The sequence below is a fragment of the Pseudomonas sp. LTGT-11-2Z genome, from assembly GCF_003691445.1.
Classification (GTDB): Bacteria; Pseudomonadota; Gammaproteobacteria; order Pseudomonadales; family Pseudomonadaceae; genus Aquipseudomonas; species Aquipseudomonas monteilii.
On sequence record NZ_CP033104.1, the window covers coordinates 3794580 to 3813997 of the forward strand.

Here is a 19418-nt window from a genome sequence, read left to right on the forward strand (position 1 = left end):
GATGCACGCAATCAAAAAGCAGGGCATGAGCCTGACTAGTAAGATGTTTGATAACATATGCCGACACCATCACCGCTGGTTGGCTACGGATCCCGCCGCAAGGGGCATCAGGGCTGCGCGCAACCTGCCGGAGAATCAACCGTGATGAGCCAATCAGTTTCAGGAGCAACCCTTCTATGAATGCGTCGTTAGGCACGCGCCGCGCCAACCTGGCGGAAACCGTGATCCAGGAGCTTTCCAGCCGCATCGACAACGGCACCTACGGCCCGGGCGACAAACTGCCGTCCGAACAGGAGCTGTGCAAAGAGTTCAACGTCAGCCGCCCCGTCATCCGCGAGGCGGTGGCCTCGCTGCGCCTTGGCGGGCGCCTGATCGCTCGCCAGGGTGTGGGCGTATTCGTGGTCGAGCAGGATGTAAAGCGCATCGGCTTCGCCATCGACAGCGTTGTCGATGATGTACGCGCTGCAGCGCAGATCCTTGAACTGCGCCTGGGCATCGAGACCGAATCGGTCGCCCGCGCCGCCGAGCGCCGCAGCCCTGCGAGCATGGCGGCGATCACCGAGGCGTTCGACCGCTTCAACTCGCTGGACGGCGCCACGCAAGAGGAAGAAGCCAAGGCCGACTTCGAGTTCCACCTGGCGATTGCCCGCGCCACCAGCAACCCGCACTTCACCCAACTGCTGGAGGCGCTGGGGCCGGACATCATCCTCGACCTGAACCTCAAGCATGGGCAGGTCACCGGCAAGAACCGCCAGGCGCATATCAAGAAAATCGCCCGTGAACACGGGGCAATCCTGTCGGCAATCAGCATGGGCGACGTGGCCAGTGCGCGCACGGCGCTGCGCAAACACCTGGAAGAGAGCCTGTCGCGGTATCAGCGCTTGCTCGACAGCAAGGCCTGATCGCTGCCCTGCGCTGGCCTCTTCGCGGTTGAACCCGCGAAGCAGGCGACGCAGTTCATGAACAACGCATCAGGCGCGCAGCTGGTACCAGGTGGTCTTGAGCTGCGAATACTTGTCGAACGAATGCAGCGACAAGTCGCGGCCAAACCCCGACTGCTTGCCCCCGCCGAACGGCACCGTCACATCCAGCGCATCTACCGTGTTCACCGACACCGTACCGGCCTTCAACGCCCGCGCCACCCGGTGTACCTGATTGAAGTCATCGCTCCACACCGAGGCAGCCAGGCCATAAATGCTGTCGTTGGCCAGGCGCACCGCCTCTTCTTCCGTGTCGAAGGCGCTGACCGACAGCACCGGCCCGAACACTTCCTCCCGCGCCAGGCGCATGCGCCCCTCGACACCGGCAAAAATGGTCGGCTCGATGTAGTTGTCCGAGCCTTCGACAGTCACGCGTCGACCGCCACACACCAACCTGGCGCCCTCTTGCCCGGCGCGGGTGATGGCGGCCTCGATGCGGCCGGTCTGCTCGGCATCGACAATGGCACCGGCGCGGCTTGCCGGGTCCAGCGGGTTACCCGGCATCCACTGGCGTGCCTTGGCCTGCAGGCGCTCGACGAATTCGTCATGAATCGAGCGCTGCACATACAGCCGCGAGTTGGCCGAGCATACCTCGCCCTGGTTGAAGAAAATGCCGAAGGCGGCCTTTTCCGCCGCCAGGTCCAGGTCCTGGCAGTTATCGAACACCAGGTTGGGGCTTTTGCCACCGCACTCCAGCCACACTTGCTTGAGGTTGGACTGCGCCGAATACTGCATGAAGTACTTGCCCACCTGGGTAGAGCCGGTGAACACCAGGCAGTCTACGTCCGGGTGCAGGCCCAGCGCCTGCCCGGCCTGCTCACCCAGGCCCGGCACCACGTTCAACACACCTTCCGGCAAGCCCGCTTCCAGGGCCAGCCGGGCCAGACGCAGGGCCGAGAACGGGGATTGCTCGGCGGGCTTGAGTACCACGCTGTTGCCGGCCGCGAGCGCCGGGGCCAGCTTCCAGGCGGCCATGTCGAGCGGGAAGTTCCAGGGCACCACGGCGCCCACCACACCGAGCGCTTCCCGGGTGATGGTGGCGAGCGCGTTGGGCGCAGTGGGTGCCACCTGGTCGTAGAGTTTGTCTAGCGCCTCGCCGTACCAGACGAACACATGGGCCGAGCCCGGCACATCGATGTTGTAGGCATCCATGACGGGCTTGCCCATGTTCAGCGAGTCCAGCAAGGCCAGTTCTTCGCGATGGGCCATGATCAGCTCGGCCAGGCGCAGCAGCACCTTCTTGCGCTCGCCGGGAGCCATGCGTGGCCACGGGCCTTGCTCGAAGGCCCGACGGGCGCTGGCCACTGCAAGGTCGACTTCGGCCTGGCCGCAGGCAGTGACCTGGGCCAGTACGGCGTTGGTGGCGGGGTTGATGGCGGCGAAGGTGGCGCCATCCTGTGCGTTGACGGCTTTGCCGCTGATAAGTGCTTGGGACGGGAGGTACAGGTCCGAGGCGCGTTGTTGCCAGAATTCGAGGGTGTACATTTGTACTCCTTATACCTTTGGAGCAGTCTTTTGATGAAGGGCTACGCGTTTCCTGTGGGAACGGGTTAGAGTTTGCCGACCAACCGGGCCGTGCGGTCCACGGCAATCCGCGTCTTCTCCACCAGCTCATCCAGCTCGCTGTGGTTGGCGATCAAGGCCGGCGCCATGATCATCCGGCCCAGGGTCGAGCGAATGATCACCCCTTCCTCGAAACCAAACGTACGGCACTGCCAGGCCAGGTCGTTCTCGTTGGCAAAACGCTTGCGCGTTGGCTTGTGCTCGGCAAACTGCAACGCCGCCACCAGTCCGGCACCCTGCACCTGGCCGATCAACGGGTGGTCGGCAAACACCTCGCGCAAGATGCGTTGCAGGTAGGGTCCCGTGTCGTCCTTCACCTGGCGCACGATGCCTTCGTCGCGCAGCGCCTTCAGGTTGGCAATGGCCACCGCCGCCGCCACCGGGTGGCCGGAATAGGTCAGGCCATGGGCAAACACCCCACCGCGCTCTACCAACGCTTCGGCAATGCGCTTGCTCAGCACCAGGCCGCCCATGGGCACGTAGCCACTGGTCAGGCCCTTGGCGATCGACAGGGTGTCGGGCTCGAAGCCGAAGTATTCGTGGGCAAACCACTCGCCGGTGCGGCCAAAGCCCCCAATCACCTCATCGGCGCACAGCAGCACGTCGTACTGGCGGCAGATGCGCTGAATTTCCGGCCAGTAGCTTTCCGGCGGGAAGATCATGCCGCCCGCGCCCTGGAAAGGCTCGGCAATAAAGCCGGCAACGTTCTCGGCGCCAAGCTCGAGGATTTTTTCCTCCAGCTGCAAGGCGCAACGGCGGCCAAACTCGACCGGGGTCAGCTCGCCACCCTCTGCGTACCAGTACGGCTCATCGATGTGCGCAACGTCCGGAATCAACCCGCCCATTTCGTGCATGAACTTCATGCCGCCCAGCGCCGTGGCCGCCAGGGTCGAACCGTGGTAGCCGTTCCAGCGGCCGATCATGATTTTCTTGCCTGGCTGACCCACCACCTGCCAGTAGCGGCGCACGGTGCGGATCAGCACCTCGTTGGCCTCGGAGCCGGAGTTGGTGTAGATCGCGTGGCTGTAGTGCCCCGGCAGCAGGCTGAACAGCAACTCGGACAGCTCGATCACCGCCGGGTGGGTGGTGTGGAAGAACATGTTGTAGTAGGCCAGCTGGTCCATCTGCGTGGCAGCGGCGGCCGTCAAATCGCGGCGGCCATAACCGAGCTGGGTGCACCACAGGCCAGACATGCCATCCAGGTAGCGCTTGCCCTCGCTGTCCCACAGGTGCAGGCGTTCGCCACCCACGATCACCCGCGGCCCTTCGGCGTTCAGCGCCTTCTGGTCGAGGAAGGCATGGATATGGTGTGCGGCGTCGGCTGCCTGGTAGTCACGGGTCTGGCGTTGCGGGGCGAAAGGCGCGTTCATTGTTGGTTTTCCTTTGCGGTGGGGTTGCAGGGCAGCCGTCGCTCAGCGCAGCTTGCCCATGTAGCTTTCAAGCGGGTCCTTGCCCAGCACGCCCTGGGCATTGGCCAGCGCGTCGATGAACAGGGAAAACAGCTCGGACTGGGTACCGATGTCGAGCTTGGCGTAGACGTTCTTGCGGTGCGACTTGATGGTGTCTTCCGAAACACCCAGGCGCTCGGCCAGCGACTTGGTCGAGTGGCCACGCAGGATCAGCTGGGCGATGCGGCATTCACGCTCGGTCAGCAACGAGCTGCCGAAGTTGTTCAGCGCAGCGTGGATACGTTGTTCGAGGATGTTCTCGAAACGCCCGGCGCGGCTGTCCAGCCCGGCGAAGTGCTTGCCGAGTACCGCCAGCACCCAGGGCGTGACGCGCCCGAACAGCTCGCGGGTCTGTGTATCGAGCTTGTCGGTAAACGCCAGCGACACCGCCAGGCTTTGCCCGGGCGCCACCTGCAGGATGTAGTTGAGCTCATCTTCCAGGTGCGAGTGCCGGTAGAACGACTGGTAGTACTCGCTGACCTCGAAGTGGTCGGGAGCCACTTCGAACAAGCCATAGCAACCGGACGCGACCTGCTCCACGCAAGCACCGTAAAACGGGTCGAGCAGGTAGAAGCCCGACAGGTAGCGGCTGACATTGCCCTCGGGCTGCCAGGGCGCCTTGTCGTCCTGCTCGAACAGCGCGCAAGGCATGCCGTCGTGCGGGTAGAGGTACACCGTGGTCGCCTGGATCGGCCGGATCACGCCAAGTGCGACAAACAGGTTGGCGGCGAAGCCCGGGCGACCGATGGCCTCGGTGACCTTGGCCAGGTGCTCGAACCACTGTTCTGAAAGCAATTGATTAGTCACTGTGGGCCTGCCGTTTCTATTCAGTGGCACCGCCGCCAGTGCGGTGCGTTGTTGACCAGATCCTCCCACGCCGCTGCAGGTACCGAAATCACCCGTTGGGGTGAGTCGGCCAAGGGTCGCCCCCCTCACCCCAAAGGGTGATTCCGGGCACCCACAGGGTGTGGGAGCATCAAACCGCCCCAGCGCTGCGAGCCTTGCGCTCGACCTCCTTGCACACCACCCACCGGTAGCGAGCCTGCTCGCGTACTGCGATGCCCTGCATCCCTTTCCAGGAGTTAGCAATGCATACAACAACAAGTACAGCCCATTCGCCTGCTTCGCATGCACCGTCACACCCCGGCACCAACACTGGCCGCTTCCGCAAGTCCATGGGCATGACCGCCTTGGTGCTGTTCGGCCTGGCCTACATGGTGCCCCTGGCCGTCTTCACCACCTACGGGCTGGTCACCCAGATGACCAAAGGGCACCTGCCCACCGCCTACCTGCTCACCCTCGCCGCCATGCTGCTCACCGCCTACAGCTACGGCCGCATGGTCCAGGCCCACCCCTACTCCGGCTCGGTCTACACCTACACGCGCAAAGCCTTCGGCAGCCACATCGGTTTCATCACCGGCTGGACGCTGCTGCTCGACTACATCTTCCTGCCACTGCTCAGCTACCTGCTGATCGGCATCTACATGTCGGAATACTTTCCGGCGATCCACGCCTGGGTGTGGGTGGCGGGCTCCATCGCCCTGGTCACCTTCCTCAACCTGATCGGCATCGAGTCGATCACCCGCGTCAACTGGATCCTGGTGGTGGCGCAGCTGGTGTTCATCATCGTCTTCGTCGCCCTGTCCGTGCTCAAGCTCAACGGACAGGCGGAGCCGGTGTCGCTGCTGGCGCCCTTCCATCATGAAGGCTTCAACGTGCCGTTGATCATGACGGGCGCCGCTGTGCTGTGCCTGTCGTTTCTCGGCTTTGACGCGGTGTCGACCATGGCTGAGGAAACCAGCAACCCGACCTACCGCATTCCCGTGGCGATCCTGGCCGTGTCGCTGATCGGCGGCCTGCTGTTCCTGGTGGTGTCGTACTGCGCACAGATGGTGTTCCCCGACTGGGGCAGCTTTGCCGACCCCGACTCGGCCTCGGTGGATGTCATGCGCCGGGTGGGCGGCGAATGGCTGGTTACCGCGTTCACCGCCACCTACGTGGCCGGCTGCTTCGCCTCGGCCATGGTGTCCCAGGCCAGCGTGTCACGCGTGCTGTTCGCCATGGGCCGCGACGGCGCATTGCCGCGCGCGTTCGGCCAGCTGGTGACGAAAAAACGCGTACCGGCGACTGCCATTCTGGTGGTCAGCCTGATGTCCCTCATCGCCCTGGTCATCACCCTCGACACCGTGGCCAACATGATCAGCTTTGGCGCCCTGTTCGCCTTTTCGGCGGTAAACCTGGCGGTGGTCAAGCACTACCTGGTCGATCAGAAGCTACGCGGAGGCCGCAACTACCTGCTGTATGGCGCCATTCCCGGCCTGGGCTTCCTTAGCACCCTGTGGTTGTGGAGCAGCCTGACCAGCCTGTCGTTCACCATCGGCCTGTGCTGGATGGGCATGGGGCTGGTGGTGCTGATGGGGCTGACCAAGGCGTTCCGGGTGAAGCTGCCGGAGTTGCAGATGGCCGAGTGACGCTGAGCACCGGGTGATAACCGCTCGTTATCACCCGATCCGCATTAATCATTATTCAGCCTCCCGTTCGCCGCCTACAGTCCCAGCGCAACGACTGTCATTGCCAACGGGAACCGAAATGTCCATCGAACATCGCCTGAACCACATCGCCGGCCAACTCAGCGGCAACGGGGACGTGCTGCTGAACAGCGTCGACGCCCACAGCGGCGAGCCGCTGCCGTACGCCTTCCACCAGGCGACCGGCGACGAAGTCGAGGCTGCCGTGCAGGCTGCCGAGGTTGCCTACCCGGCCTACCGCAGTACCCGCCCGGCACAACGCGCCGCCTTCCTCGACGCCATCGCCAACGAACTGGACGCCCTGGGCGATGACTTCATCCAGCATGTCACCCGCGAAACCGCACTGCCCGAAGCCCGCATCCGTGGCGAACGCAGCCGTACCAGCAACCAGTTGCGCCTGTTTGCCGAGGTGGTACGCCGTGGCGACTTCTACGCCGCACGCATCGACCGGGCCCTGCCCCAGCGTACCCCGCTGCCGCGCCCGGACTTGCGCCAGTACCGCATCGGCGTGGGCCCGGTGGCCGTGTTCGGCGCCAGCAACTTCCCACTGGCCTTCTCCACGGCAGGTGGTGACACCGCCTCGGCGCTGGCAGCGGGCTGCCCCGTCGTGTTCAAGGCGCACAGCGGGCACATGCTCACTGCCGCGCATGTAGCCGCAGCCATCGACCGCGCCGTGGCCAGCAGCGGCATGCCGGCAGGGGTGTTCAACATGATCTACGGTGCCGGCGTGGGCGAAGCGCTGGTCAAGCACCCGGCCATTCAGGCAGTGGGGTTCACCGGCTCGCTGCGGGGTGGCCGCGCCCTGTGCGACATGGCTGCCGCGCGCCCGCAGCCAATCCCGGTGTTCGCCGAAATGAGCAGCATCAACCCGGTCATCGTGCTGCCCCAGGCGCTGCAGGCCCGTGGCGAGCAAGTGGCTGTAGAGCTGGCCGCCTCGGTGGTGCTGGGTTGCGGGCAATTCTGCACCAACCCGGGCCTGGTCATCGGAATTCGGTCGCCGCAGTTCGAGCACTTCGTACACACGCTGGTGGCGCGCATGGCCGACCAGGGTCCACAGACCATGCTCAATGCCGGAACCCTGCGCAGCTACCAGAACGGTGTGCAGCACCTGCTGGCGCACCCAGGCATCCAGCATCTGGCCGGGCAGCCGCAAACCGGTAACCAGGCCCGGCCACAGCTGTTCAAGGCCGACGTTAGCCTGCTGCTGAACGGCGACCCGCTGCTACAGGAAGAAGTATTCGGCCCGACCACCGTCGTAGTGGAGGTGGCCGATGCCCAGCAACTGGCCGAGGCGTTGCGCCACCTGCAAGGCCAGCTGACTGCCACCCTGATTGCCGAACCTGACGACCTGCACGCCTTTGCCGGAGTGGTACCACTGCTGGAACGCAAGGCCGGGCGCCTGCTGTTGAACGGCTACCCGACTGGCGTTGAGGTGAGCGACGCGATGGTGCATGGCGGGCCTTACCCGGCCACGTCCGATGCCCGAGGCACCTCGGTCGGCACCCTGGCCATCGACCGCTTCCTACGCCCGGTGTGCTTCCAGAACTACCCGGAGGCGCTGCTGCCGGATGCACTGAAAAGCGCCAACCCGCTGGGGATTACAAGGTTGGTGGATGGTGTGGCCACCCGCGAGACGGTTTGAACGGGCACTGAGGTAGCCTGTGCCGGCCTCTTCGAGGCGCCTAACCGCCGCGAAGAGGCCGTTACAGGCTCACATCATTGATGAATTTGGGTTGTCAGCATTCAATAATGCAGCACTGACAATCAAACTCAATTCATCAAAAGGCCGGCCATGTACTCCTCCGAACGCCTGAAAGGCATCGATGTTTTCGTCGCCGTCGCCGATCTGGGCAGCTTCACCGCAGCCGCCGATCGGCTCAACCTCACCAGCTCGGCCATCAGCAAGAGTGTGGCCCGGCTAGAGGCTCGCCTGGGCGCACGCCTGTTCAATCGCACCACCCGCAGCCTGTCGCTCAGCGAAGCGGGCGTGGTGTTCTACCGCACCTGCACCTCGGTGCTGGCTGACCTGGAAGAGGTCGAGCACGCACTGGTCGCCAGCGATAGTCAACCCCACGGTAAAGTCCGAATCGAGCTGCCCGCCTCCTACGGTCGCTTGCATGTGCTGCCACTGATCCTCGACTTCATCCGCCTGCACCCTCTGCTGCAGCCGCATGTGTCGTTTTCCGATCGCTTTGTCGACCCGGTGCACGAAGGTATCGATATCGTCGTGCGCATCGGTGGCCCGGATGCATGGCCGGCCGCGCTCGGCCACCAGTACTTCGGCGCCCAGCGCCTGATGTTCTGTGCCGCCCCCTCCTACCTGGAGAAGCACGGCGTGCCGCAAGACGAGCGCGACCTGGAACACCATCACTGCATCGGCTATGGCCACACCGACGGCATGGTCAGCCCATGGTTCTTCAAGGGCCGCCAACCTGGTGAGATGGAGCGACGCACCGTGCAGCCGCGCATCGCGGTGGGCGACGGCGAGGGGGAAGTTGCAGCCGTGCTGGCCGGTCATGGCATCGGCCAGCTGCCCACCTGGCTGACCCAGCAACACCTCGATCAAGGGCGCCTGGTAGAGGTGTTGCCGGCCCTGGCCACCGACGGCCTGCCGATGAACCTGGTGTGGCTGAAAAGCCGCGAAGGGTTACCCAAGGTACGCGCCTTGCGCGACTACCTGCTGCCCCGGTTGTCGCCTCACGGCACCCGTGCCAGCACCGCGGGCTGACGCGAAAGGCTGCTGACCAGCGGCACCAGGCCCAGCGCCAACAGCGCGACACCGGCGGCCATGTAGCCCAGGTACTCGATACCCAAGCCAGAGATGGTCATGCCACCGAGCACGGCGCCCAGGCCGATCCCAGCGTTGGCCGCCGACACATTGGTGGTACCGGCCAACGCTTGGGCGTGCGTAACCGAACTCATCACCCGCACCTGGCTGACGGGGTACAGCGCCGTGTTGGCAATGCCCCACACCGCCAGTGCCAGGCAGAATGCCAGGCCGGCACCTGCCAGCGGCACCAGCGCCGCCATACCGGTGGCCAACAGCAGCAGGAACAGCGCCGTCGCCCTGAGCGGTGAACGGTCCACTGCGCGCCCGCCGATCCAGTTGCCAAACAGGCCGACTGCGCCAAAGCCCATCAGCCACCAGCCGGTATGAGCCGGTGCGACGCCGACAACCCGCTGTAGCAGATCGGCCAGGTAGGTGTAGCCGGTAAACATCGCGGTGAACACCACCACCGACAGCAGCACATTGGCGAGAAAATAGCGCTCCTTGAAAATGCGCGCCTGTTGCATGAAATCGATTTTCGCCGTGCGGGCGACTCGCGGCATCCACAACCCCATGGCCAACGCTATCAGCAACGACAGCGCGGCCAGTATCCAGAACGCGCCACGCCAGCCCACGGCATTGGCCGCCACAGTACCCAGCGGAATGCCCAGCAACATCGCCGCCGAGATGCCCAGGTAAACCTTGGCGATGGCCTGCCCCGCGCTATCACGCCCGGCCAGGTGCCCGGCCGTTTCGCTGGCCGTGCCCCAGAACACCGGCAATGCCAGAGCCGGAATCACCCGCGCGATAGCCAGCACCCAGAAACTGCTCGATGCCGCAGCCAGCGCATTGGCTGCGGCAAACACCAGCAGGATGGTGATGAACAACCGCTTGCGGTCCAGATGGGCCAATGCGGCTGTCAAGACCGGGCCGGCAAGCATGACGGTAAAGGCGAACAGCGTAACCAACTGGCCCGCCATCGAGATCGATATCTCCAGGTCCTGGCTGAGCGCGGGCAGCAACCCGACAATGAGGAACTCGGTGGTGACGATCAGGAATGCCGAGAAGGCCAGGATGGCGATGCTGATTGCAACATTTCGCCCGGTAGTGGCAGCCCCAAGGCTGGATTCATGAACAGGCATCAAGACAGGCTCCAGAAAAGAGTCTGTCAGTCTATTGGCAAAATGGATTCCTATTTCTGGTCATATTTCATAAATTAAATGAACCAGATTCATCAATAATGGAGCAATGTATACAACTTTCATGAATTCTGATTACATAACCATTCGCCTACGACCTCGGTAAACGCCGATGCGTATTGCGACGGGCCTTAGCCATGTCATCTTCAACCCGCAAGAAAACCCTCCTCGTCAAGAACGCTGCACTCCTGGTTACCATGGACGGCGAACGCCGCGAAATCAAACACGGCGGCCTGTTCATCGAAGACAACCTGATCAAGCAGGTCGGCCCCAGCGATACCCTGCCACAACAGGCCGATGTCATCCTGGACATGGCCGGCAAAGTGGTGATCCCGGGCCTGGTCAACACCCACCACCACATGTACCAGAGCCTCACCCGCGTGGTGCCTGCTGCCCAGGACGGTGAGCTGTTCAACTGGCTGAGCAATCTGTACCCGATCTGGGCACGCCTGACCCCAGAAATGATCGCGGTGTCGACCCAGACCGCGATGGCCGAACTGATCCTGTCCGGCTGCACCACCTCCAGCGACCACCTGTACATCTACCCCAACGGCTGCAAGCTCGACGACAGCATCCATGCCGCCGCCGAGATCGGCATGCGCTTCCACGCCGCGCGCGGCAGCATGAGCGTGGGCCAGAGCCAGGGCGGCCTGCCGCCTGACGCGGTGGTGGAAAAGGAGGCCGACATCCTCAAGGAGTCCCAGCGCCTGATCGAGGACTACCACGATGCCAGCCATGGCGCGATGCGCCGTATCGTGGTGGCGCCCTGCTCGCCCTTCTCGGTCAGCCGCGACCTGATGCGCGAAGCCGCCGTGCTGGCGCGGCAGTACGGCGTGTCGCTACACACCCACCTGGCCGAAAACGTCAACGATATCGCCTACAGCCGCGAGAAATTCGGCATGACCCCCGCCGAATACGCCGAAGACCTCGGCTGGGTCGGTCACGATGTCTGGCACGCACACTGTGTGCAGCTCGACCAGCACGGCATCGAGCTGTTCGCCCGCACCGGTACCGGGGTCGCCCATTGCCCTTGCTCGAACATGCGCCTGGCCTCAGGCATCGCCCCGGTGCGCAAGATGCGTGACCACGGCGTGCCGGTGGGCCTGGGGGTCGATGGTTCGGCGTCCAACGACGGCGCCAGCATGATCGGTGAAGTGCGCCAGGCCTTGTTGCTGCAACGGGTAGGCTTCGGCCCCGACGCCATGACCGCACGCGAAGCACTGGAAATCGCCACCCTGGGCGGTGCCAAGGTGCTCAACCGCAACGACATCGGCGCCCTGGCACCCGGCATGGTCGCCGACTTTGTCGCCTTCGACCTGGGCCACGTGGCCTATGCCGGCGGCCATCACGACCCGCTGGCGGCACTGGTGTTCTGTACCCCGACCCAGGTTCACACCAGCGTGATCAATGGCCGTGTGGTGGTCAAGGACGGCCAGTTGGCCACCGTCGACCTGCCCCGCGTACTGGAGCGCCACAACCAGCTGGCGCACCAACTGGTCAGCGGCGCGTGAGGCACCCGGCTGCTGCGTCCCATGTCGGGCGCAGCAGCCTGCTCACGCCTGCTGGCGGATGGCGTTGAAGGTAGGCAGCACTGCCATCAGGTGCGCAGGACCTGCTCCCCTGCATTGCTCGGCAAGCGGATGGCATCCACCAACGCGACGCAGGCGATCAATGCAACGCCGATCAACGCCCAGTGAAAGTCACTGACTGACATCTCAGTCTCGCCGCCCCGCACCATCATCGCTACGCGTAGCAGCAGCGCCACCACGGCCACACCCAAGGCCATCGCCAGCTGGAAGCACATGCTGAACAACGTCGAAGCCTCGCCGATCTGCTGCTTGGGCACTTCGGCAAAGCCGACAGCGTTGTAGGTGGTGAATTGCATCGACCGCGAAAGCCCACCCACGAACAGCACCGCCGCCATCCAGTACCACGGCATGCCTGGCTGCAAGCCCAGGCACGCCAGCATGCACCCAACGCCAATCACGCCATTGACCAGCAACACCCGGCGAAAGCCATAACGGCGCAGCAAGCGGGTGGTGAACGGCTTCATCGCCAGGTTGCCCGCGAAGATCGCCAGCACCAGCAGCCCGGCATCCACTGGCGACAGGCCAAAACCGATCTGCAACAGCAGAGGGATCAAAAACGGCAATGCGCTGATCGACAGGCGGAACAAGGTACCGCCCACGATGCTGACCCTGAACGTGGGGATAGCCAGGGTTTCCAGTGGCAACAGCGGTGCAGGATGGCGCTTGCAGTGACGGATCGCCAACCCGGTCAGCCCCCCACCCAGCAACACCAGCGCCAGCCCGGTCCCCAGGCTGCCCCCAGCCAGTGAACCAAGCATTTCCAGGCCGACCAGCCACGCCGCACAAGCCGACGCCAGAAACAGGAAACCCAGCATGTCGAAACGGCGCGTTTCATCTGCACGGGCATTCGGAACCAGTAACCAGGCCGCCGCGATCGCCAGCAACCCGAGGGGGATGTTCAGGTAGAAGATCCAGGGCCACGACCAATGGGTGACGATCAGGCCACCGAGCGGTGGCCCCAGTACTGGCGCCACCAGCCCGGGCCAGGTGATCACCGCAAGCATTTTCACCAGGTCTTTCTTTTCGGTGGTACGCAGCACCACCAACCGGCCTACCGGCACCATCAAGGCACCGCCAATACCCTGCAATACCCGCGCGGCGACGAAGGCTTCCAGGTTGGGGGCCATACCACACAGCAACGACGCCACGGTAAACAGGCCGATGGCCCCGGCGAACACCTGTCGCGGGCCAAAGCGGTCGGCCACCCAGCCGCTCAGCGGAATGAACACCGCCACCGCCAGCAGGTAGGCACTGATGCCGATGTTCAGGCTGACCGCATTTTCGCCGAAGTCACTGGCCATCTGCGGCAGTGCCGTGGCAATGACGGTGGCGTCGAGGTTTTCCATGAAGAAGGTGATGGCGACCAGCAAGGCGATGCAGGTGGCTTGGCGGGAGGTATAGGGGGCTGCCGGATTGGCCAAGGTACGCGTCCTTCTGGTTGGCAATGAATCATGGGCCGTGGAGCTGCCCCTGTGGGAGCGGGCATGCCCGCTCCCACAAAGGTCGGTGCTGGGACCTAGAGCATGCGCAAGGCCGCACGCAACGCCAGCAGGTAAGTCTCGACACCAAACCCGCAGATCTGCCCACGCACCACTTCGGCAAACACCGAGTGGTGCCGAAACGACTCCCTAGCATGGATGTTCGACATATGCACTTCAACCACCGGCACCTCAAGAATGGCCAGTGCATCACGAATACCGTAGCTGTAATGCGTCCACGCCCCGGCATTGATCAGCACTGCATCCACCCGCTCGTCAAAGGCCCGATGGATACGCTCGCACAGGGCACCTTCGAAGTTGCTCTGGTAGCTTTCGACCCTTGCCCCCAGCTCCGCGCCCAGCGCCTCCAAGGCGTGGTCGATGTCGGCCAGGGTTGCCGTGCCATACTGGCGCGGGTCGCGCTTGCCAAACATGTTGTGGTTGATACCGTGCAGCATCAGGACATTGGCGACCATGGCTTACTCCAGCGCAATCGTCAGGCGGTCGATCACGGCACGGGTTTCAGGCCGCACTCCTCGCCACCAGGCAAACGCCTCTGCGGCCTGCTCGACCAGCATGCCCACGCCATCCGCCAGACGTGCCACACCGGCCTCGCGCGCTAGGCGCAGGAACGGCGTGAGGCCTTTGCCGTAGGCCAGTTCATACGCCAGTCGCGCTTCGCTCAGCACCCCGCCAGGCAGCGGCGGCAGTTCACCGACAAGACTGGCGGAAGTGGCGTTAACCACAATGTCGAAGGTTTGCCCTTCCAGCGCTTCGTAACGGCTGATACGCAGCCTTGGGTGATCCAGTTCGTTACGCAGTGCCAAGGCTTTGGACATGTCGCGGTTTGCAATCACCAGCTCGCTGGGCTGCGCGTGCAAGAACGGCAACAGCGCGCCGCGCACTGCACCACCGGCGCCAAGCATCAGCACGCGGCGGTTACGCAGCGGCTCACCGAGGTTGTCTTCGATATCGCGCAGCAAGCCGATGCCGTCGAAGTTTTCAGCTGTGATGTGGCCATCCTCGAACTTCAGCGCATTGGCGGCCCGGGCCAACTGCGCGCGCTCGCTGCGCCGGTCGGCCAGTTCGAAGGCACGCAGCTTGAACGGCGCGGTGATGTTCATGCCCAGCCCACCGTCAGTGCGAAACTGCAACACCTGGGCCTCAAAACCGTCCAGCGAGCCTTCAATAGCCCCGTATTCCAGGTGCTGGCTGCTGGCCTGAGCGAACAGGCCATGAATCAGCGGTGACTTGGTGTGGTTGATCGGTCGGCCGATCACTGCGTAGCGGTCGCTCATCGTGTATCTCCGTGGGTAAACAGCACACCGTCTGCCTGCATGGCGGTGATTTCTTCAGGGCTGAAGCCAAGCGCTGCGGCCACTTCGGCGTTGTGCTGGCCGAGGTCAGGGGCTACCTGATGGATCGTGGTGTCACAGCCGGAAAACCGGAACGGCAGATTGGGCAGGCGCAGGGTGCCGTAGCGAGGGTGCAGCTGTTCGATGACCATGTTGCGCGCCTGGATTTGCGGGTCTGCCAACACCTCATCGATACGCTGGACCTTGGCACTGGGAATGTCGACGGTGTCGAGCAAGGCGAGGATCTCGGCCACCGAGCGCGCACCCGCCCAGTCACGCACCACCGCCAGAATCGCCTCTCGGTGGGCATTGCGGCCATTCAGGTCGTGGTAGCGGTTATCGCTGCCAAAACCTGCCGGGCCGCCGTTGGCTTCGAGCATGGCAGCGAAGCGCCGCCAGGCATCATCGACCTGGGCTGCAATCACCAGATCGCCGTCGGCGGCGCGGAACACGCCGTACAAGGTAGACGTGGGCATGTCGTGGCCGGTCTGCTCGGGCAGCACGGTGCCATCGGACAGCGTGTAGCACTGCACGGCGTACTCATGCATCGACACCAAGGTGTCGTACAGCGCCATGTCAATGTGCTGGCCGCGCCCACTGCTCACCCGCCCCAGCAGCGCCGCATTGATCGCGGCTACAGCGTGAATACCGGTGTACATGTCGCCCAGCGAAATGCGCAGCAATGGCGGCGCTTCACCCGGCACGCCGACCATCTGCATGATCCCGCTCTTGGCCTCGGCGATCAGCCCGAAACCGGCGCGGTGGGCATCCGGCCCGGTGTGGCCATAGGCGGAGATCGAGCAGTACACCAGGCGCGGGTTACGCACCGACAGCTCGGCATAACCCAGCCCCAGCTTGTCCAGCGCGCCGGGGCGGTAGTTTTCAATGAACACGTCGGCCGAGTCGGCCAGGCGCTGCATGAAGGCTTTTCCGCGTGGGTCCTTCATGTTCACGCTGACGCCCTGCTTGCCCATGTTCATCTGCAGGAAATAGCCGCTCTGCTGATCGTCCAGGGTAAAGGCGTGCTGGCGGCCAGCATCGCCGCTGCCCGGCCGTTCGACCTTAATCACTTCAGCGCCCAGCGCCGCCAGGCAGCGCCCTACATAGGGCCCGGCAAGGAAGTGGCTGTAATCGATGACGCGGATACCCGCCAATGGCAATGCCTGGCTCATGCCTGCCCCCTCCGTGGCACCATCAACCGGTGCTCACCGCGCTGCACGACCTGGCCATGCTGGTTGACCAACTCTGACGGCAGCACCACGATGCCCCAGCCTGGCCGGCTGTTGCTCGGTCGCATCGCCCCCACCCGCATGCGTACGTGCAACACATCGTTGACCTTGATCGGCAACACGAAGTCCCAGGTCCAGCCCAGCGACATGCCCGGCAAGAAGCGGTACTCGCACTGGGTCTTCAAACCATCGGCGATCGACAGCCCGAACAGGCCGTGCGCAACCAGGCAGCCGAAGTGGCTGGCGTTGGCGTAGGCCTCGTCGACGTGCACCGGGGTGTGATCACCCGTGAGATCGGCGTAGGCCAGGATGCGCTCACGGGTTACGGTATAGGTGGGGCTGATGCACTCATCGCCTTCGCGGGCATCATCCCAGTATCTTTCCACCCCGCTCATGCTTGCACCTGCGCACGCGGGTCGATGGCCAGTGCCTGGGCAACACACTTCGCCGGCAACGCCTGAATGAACTCCACCGCCAGACCATCCGGCAGGCGCAGCCAGTTGCGGCCCTGGGGCATTTCGCTGACGCCATAGCGCTGGGCGGCTGCCAGTACGCTCTCCAGGTCTTCGCACATGATGCCCAGATGTGCCATGCGCCCCTCAGGGCCGGCAAAGTCGGGCTGGTGAATGAACTGCAGGCCACCCAGCGTCCAGTACTGCGCCGGTTGCTCGACGCTGCCCTGCACCTCACGCATGGTCATGCCACACACTTCGCTGAAAAAGCGGATATGCCACTGGATGTCCTGCACCCAGAACGCCACGTGTTCAAGGTAGGCTTTTGGCTGGCTCATGGGTTGTCCCTTTTCTGATGATCGGCCATCGCGCGTTCGATGCCCTTGATACAAGCCACCAACGTGGCGTTGACCGGTGTGGCGACGCCATGGCGCTGGCCCCAGCGCACGACAGAGCCATTGATGAAGTCGATTTCGGTGACCGAGCCTTTTTCCAGGCTTTGCAGCATCGAGGTGCGGAAGCTCGATGGCAGGCCCTCGGCGGCCAAGGCCCACGCTGCGTCGGGGCTGGTCAGGCTCAGGCTTATACCGGCACGCTGGGCCACGGCAATCGCCTCGGCCACCGCAGCTTTGGCAGTGCTGGCCAGCAGCGGCTCGCTGTACAACTGGCCGTAGCTGAGCATGGTGATGCCGCTGAGTGCGCCCGTGGCGACATTGACCAGCAGCTTGTCCCACATGGTACCGAGGATGTTGTCACTGACCGTGGTGGCCAGCCCGGCAGCGTTGAAGGCCTCGGCGATGGCCTGCACACGCGCTGAAAGCTGCCCGTCGAGTTCACCGATGTAAGTGTGTTTGCCCGCCACACCAGCGCGAATCGAACCGGGTGCAAGCAGCACGCCGCCCACATAGGTCTTACCCGCCAACACCCGTTCCCGTCCGGCCACCTCGGCCAGAATGTCCTCGTGCCCCAAGCCGTTCTGCAGCGACAGCACCAGCGTCTGCGGCCCCAGCAGCGCGGTGGCCCCGGCCATCGCTTCGGCGGTGTGGAATGACTTCACCAGCACCACGACCAGGTCGGCCACACCCACGTCGTTGGCGTCCGTGGTGGCGTTGACGCGCACGTGGCGCTCACCGCGCTCATCCTGCACCTGCAGCCCGTGCAGGTTCATCGCTTCGACATGCTCGCGACCACGGTTGAGCAGCCAGGTTTCATGCCCGGCCTCGCTCAGCGCCGCACCAATGGCGCAGCCCAAGGCGCCGGCACCCAGAATGCAGACTTTCAAATCGCAGACCTCCTGTGGTTTGCGATTACCTTATGCAGCAGGCCTTATTCGCGCTATACAATGACTGCAATATGCCAATTGAGATTTGTAATAATGTCTGCTGCCGACGCCCTGCCCGAGCCCAAGCTGCTGCAATTGTTCGATGTGCTCTACCACTGTCGTAGCGTTACCCGTGCCGCCGAACAGCTGGGGCAGAGCCAGCCGACCATCAGCATCTGGCTGGCCCGCCTGCGCCAGCAACTGAACGACCCTCTGTTCGTGCGCACCCCCGGCGGCATGGCCCCAACCCCGCGCGCCGACCAGCTGATCGGGCCTTGCCGCGAGGTGCTGGAGTCGCTGCGCAGGCTCACCGCCTGGGAGCCGCAGTTCATCCCCGCCACGGCACAACGGCGCTTTCGCCTGTGTGTCAGCGATGCCAGCCATATCACCCTGCTGCCAAGCATCCTCAACCACCTGCGCACCCATGCGCCGGGCATCCGCCTGGAGGCTGTGCGCATCGATGGCAACAGTGAAAGCGCGCTGGAGTCGGGCGAGGCCGACCTCGCCATCGGCTTTGTGCCTTGGCTGGGTGGCGGGATGTACCAGCAGGTCCTGTTCGAACAGGACTGGGTATGCCTGAGCAACCGCCAGCACCCGCGGCTGGAAGGCGGCATGAACCTGGCCCGCTACCACGCTGAAGGCCATGTGCAGATCAGCGCGGGGACCGGCCAGAAGTTGCTGGAAGCGGGGCTGGCCCGCGCCAGCATCGAACGTCGCATCGTGCTGGAGCTACCCGCGTTTCTCGGACTGGGGAAGATCGTCGGCACTACGGACCTGGTCGCAACCCTGCCTCGGCATATCGGCCAGACTCTAGCCGATATGCACGACCTGCAAGTGCACGACTGCCCGTTTGCAGTTGAGGGTTTCACGGTGAAGCAACACTGGCACGCTCGCTACCACCAGGACAGTGGCAACCGCTGGCTGAGGGAGGTGATCCACAACCTGTTCGGCCGCCCGGCCTGAAGCACGCCCTCGATTACAGGCCCATGATCATCTCGTGCCAGGCCATGCCGCCGTGGTCCGACGGTGACGGCTTCACATACTGGTAGCCCAGCTTCTGGTACAGGGCCACATGCTGCTCTTTGCACATCAGGTGAATGGTCTGCTTGCCCGACGCTTTCATGCGGGCGATGAATGCTTCCATCAGCCGTTTGGCGTAGCCTTTGCCCTGGTGTGCCGGGTCCACCACTACTGACATGATCACCACGTTCGGTGCTGCCGGGTCGTGGCCGACCAGTTCCTTGAACGCTTCATCAGACATGACAACTTCGTGGGCGCAGCCGCTGTTGATGAAACCGACGATCTCACCTGCGATTTCCAGAATGAGAAAACCCTGTGGGAACTGTGCGATGCGGGTGCGGATCTTCTCCAGGGTGGCCGCCTCATCCCCTTCATAGGCGCCGATTTCAATGGCGTAGCAGCGCTCGGCGTCTGCGGCGGTGGGGGTGCGGAACTGGACAATACTCATGGCTGATTCCTTGGAAACGTGAAAGCGTCTGCCATGGTAAA

Annotated in this window: 18 protein-coding genes; 6 read left to right on the forward strand and 12 right to left on the reverse strand. The window is 63.9% G+C overall.

Features of this window, described 5'->3' with window-relative positions; genetic code table 11:
- Nucleotides 1–176 precede the first annotated feature (176 nt).
- A complete protein-coding gene (locus D8767_RS17640; protein ID WP_016714594.1) occupies nucleotides 177–902 on the forward strand; it encodes a FadR/GntR family transcriptional regulator in 726 nt (241 codons plus the stop codon).
- A 69-nt stretch (nucleotides 903–971) separates the two neighbouring features.
- Here the strand turns inward: D8767_RS17640 and D8767_RS17645 are convergent, their stop codons facing one another.
- The 3 genes from D8767_RS17645 to D8767_RS17655 all read right to left on the reverse strand — a co-directional run bounded on the left by D8767_RS17645 (nucleotide 972) and on the right by D8767_RS17655 (nucleotide 4798).
- Entirely contained in the window at nucleotides 972–2465 is a 1494-nt protein-coding gene (locus tag D8767_RS17645) for an aldehyde dehydrogenase (protein ID WP_016714595.1), read from the reverse strand.
- Between the two features lie 65 nt (nucleotides 2466–2530).
- Complete coding sequence (locus D8767_RS17650; RefSeq protein WP_016714596.1) at nucleotides 2531–3913, reverse strand: aspartate aminotransferase family protein; 1383 nt, start codon at nucleotides 3911–3913, stop codon at nucleotides 2531–2533.
- Nucleotides 3914–3955: 42 nt separating this feature from the next.
- Entirely contained in the window at nucleotides 3956–4798 is an 843-nt protein-coding gene (locus D8767_RS17655; protein ID WP_016714597.1) for a helix-turn-helix transcriptional regulator, read from the reverse strand.
- Nucleotides 4799–5079: 281 nt separating this feature from the next.
- Here D8767_RS17655 and D8767_RS17660 point away from each other — a divergent pair, with 281 nt between their 5' ends.
- The 3 genes from D8767_RS17660 to D8767_RS17670 all read left to right on the forward strand — a co-directional run bounded on the left by D8767_RS17660 (nucleotide 5080) and on the right by D8767_RS17670 (nucleotide 9247).
- Nucleotides 5080–6462, forward strand: coding sequence for an APC family permease (locus tag D8767_RS17660; protein WP_016714599.1), 1383 nt, complete (start codon nucleotides 5080–5082; stop codon nucleotides 6460–6462).
- A 118-nt stretch (nucleotides 6463–6580) separates the two neighbouring features.
- The gene (locus D8767_RS17665; protein WP_016714600.1) at nucleotides 6581–8161 is read left to right on the forward strand and encodes an aldehyde dehydrogenase (NADP(+)); all 1581 of its coding nucleotides are present in this window, start codon (nucleotides 6581–6583) and stop codon (nucleotides 8159–8161) included.
- 150 nt (nucleotides 8162–8311) lie between these two features.
- Complete coding sequence (locus tag D8767_RS17670) at nucleotides 8312–9247, forward strand: LysR family transcriptional regulator (RefSeq protein ID WP_016714601.1); 936 nt, start codon at nucleotides 8312–8314, stop codon at nucleotides 9245–9247.
- Here D8767_RS17670 and D8767_RS17675 read toward each other — a convergent pair.
- On the reverse strand, nucleotides 9217–10428 hold the full coding sequence (locus D8767_RS17675; protein ID WP_016714602.1) for an MFS transporter: 1212 nt from the start codon (nucleotides 10426–10428) through the stop codon (nucleotides 9217–9219). The genes D8767_RS17670 and D8767_RS17675 overlap by 31 nt on opposite strands.
- A 194-nt stretch (nucleotides 10429–10622) precedes the next feature.
- On the opposite strand from D8767_RS17675, the gene D8767_RS17680 reads away from it, so the two are divergent.
- Nucleotides 10623–11996, forward strand: coding sequence for an 8-oxoguanine deaminase (locus D8767_RS17680; RefSeq protein WP_016714603.1), 1374 nt, complete (start codon nucleotides 10623–10625; stop codon nucleotides 11994–11996).
- Nucleotides 11997–12082: 86 nt separating this feature from the next.
- Here D8767_RS17680 and D8767_RS17685 read toward each other — a convergent pair whose 3' ends face one another.
- The 7 genes from D8767_RS17685 to D8767_RS17715 all read right to left on the reverse strand — a co-directional run bounded on the left by D8767_RS17685 (nucleotide 12083) and on the right by D8767_RS17715 (nucleotide 17870).
- Nucleotides 12083–13495 carry an MFS transporter gene (locus D8767_RS17685; protein WP_016714604.1) on the reverse strand — a complete coding sequence of 471 codons (1413 nt, stop codon included), beginning with the start codon at nucleotides 13493–13495 and terminating at the stop codon, nucleotides 12083–12085.
- Nucleotides 13496–13590: 95 nt separating this feature from the next.
- Nucleotides 13591–14028 carry a type II 3-dehydroquinate dehydratase gene (aroQ, locus tag D8767_RS17690; protein WP_016714605.1) on the reverse strand — a complete coding sequence of 146 codons (438 nt, stop codon included), beginning with the start codon at nucleotides 14026–14028 and terminating at the stop codon, nucleotides 13591–13593.
- Between the two features lie 3 nt (nucleotides 14029–14031).
- On the reverse strand, nucleotides 14032–14850 hold the full coding sequence (gene aroE, locus D8767_RS17695; protein WP_016714606.1) for a shikimate dehydrogenase: 819 nt from the start codon (nucleotides 14848–14850) through the stop codon (nucleotides 14032–14034).
- On the reverse strand, nucleotides 14847–16079 hold the full coding sequence (locus tag D8767_RS17700) for a CaiB/BaiF CoA-transferase family protein (protein WP_016714607.1): 1233 nt from the start codon (nucleotides 16077–16079) through the stop codon (nucleotides 14847–14849). The genes aroE and D8767_RS17700 overlap by 4 nt, the downstream gene beginning before the upstream one ends.
- A complete protein-coding gene (locus D8767_RS17705) occupies nucleotides 16076–16531 on the reverse strand; it encodes a MaoC family dehydratase (protein WP_016714608.1) in 456 nt (151 codons plus the stop codon). The genes D8767_RS17700 and D8767_RS17705 overlap by 4 nt, the downstream gene beginning before the upstream one ends.
- Nucleotides 16528–16926 carry a VOC family protein gene (locus D8767_RS17710; protein WP_016714609.1) on the reverse strand — a complete coding sequence of 133 codons (399 nt, stop codon included), beginning with the start codon at nucleotides 16924–16926 and terminating at the stop codon, nucleotides 16528–16530. Before D8767_RS17710 ends, D8767_RS17705 begins: the two co-directional genes overlap by 4 nt.
- Entirely contained in the window at nucleotides 16923–17870 is a 948-nt protein-coding gene (locus D8767_RS17715; RefSeq protein WP_016714610.1) for a ketopantoate reductase family protein, read from the reverse strand. The genes D8767_RS17710 and D8767_RS17715 overlap by 4 nt, the downstream gene beginning before the upstream one ends.
- Before the next feature lie 93 nt (nucleotides 17871–17963).
- Between D8767_RS17715 and D8767_RS17720 the strand changes: the two genes are divergently transcribed.
- Nucleotides 17964–18872: a LysR family transcriptional regulator gene (locus D8767_RS17720; RefSeq protein WP_122048347.1), complete on the forward strand. Its 909-nt coding sequence runs from the start codon at nucleotides 17964–17966 to the stop codon at nucleotides 18870–18872.
- A 13-nt stretch (nucleotides 18873–18885) separates the two neighbouring features.
- Here D8767_RS17720 and D8767_RS17725 read toward each other — a convergent pair whose 3' ends face one another.
- On the reverse strand, nucleotides 18886–19377 hold the full coding sequence (locus tag D8767_RS17725) for a GNAT family N-acetyltransferase (RefSeq protein ID WP_016714612.1): 492 nt from the start codon (nucleotides 19375–19377) through the stop codon (nucleotides 18886–18888).
- Nucleotides 19378–19418: the final 41 nt, after the last annotated feature.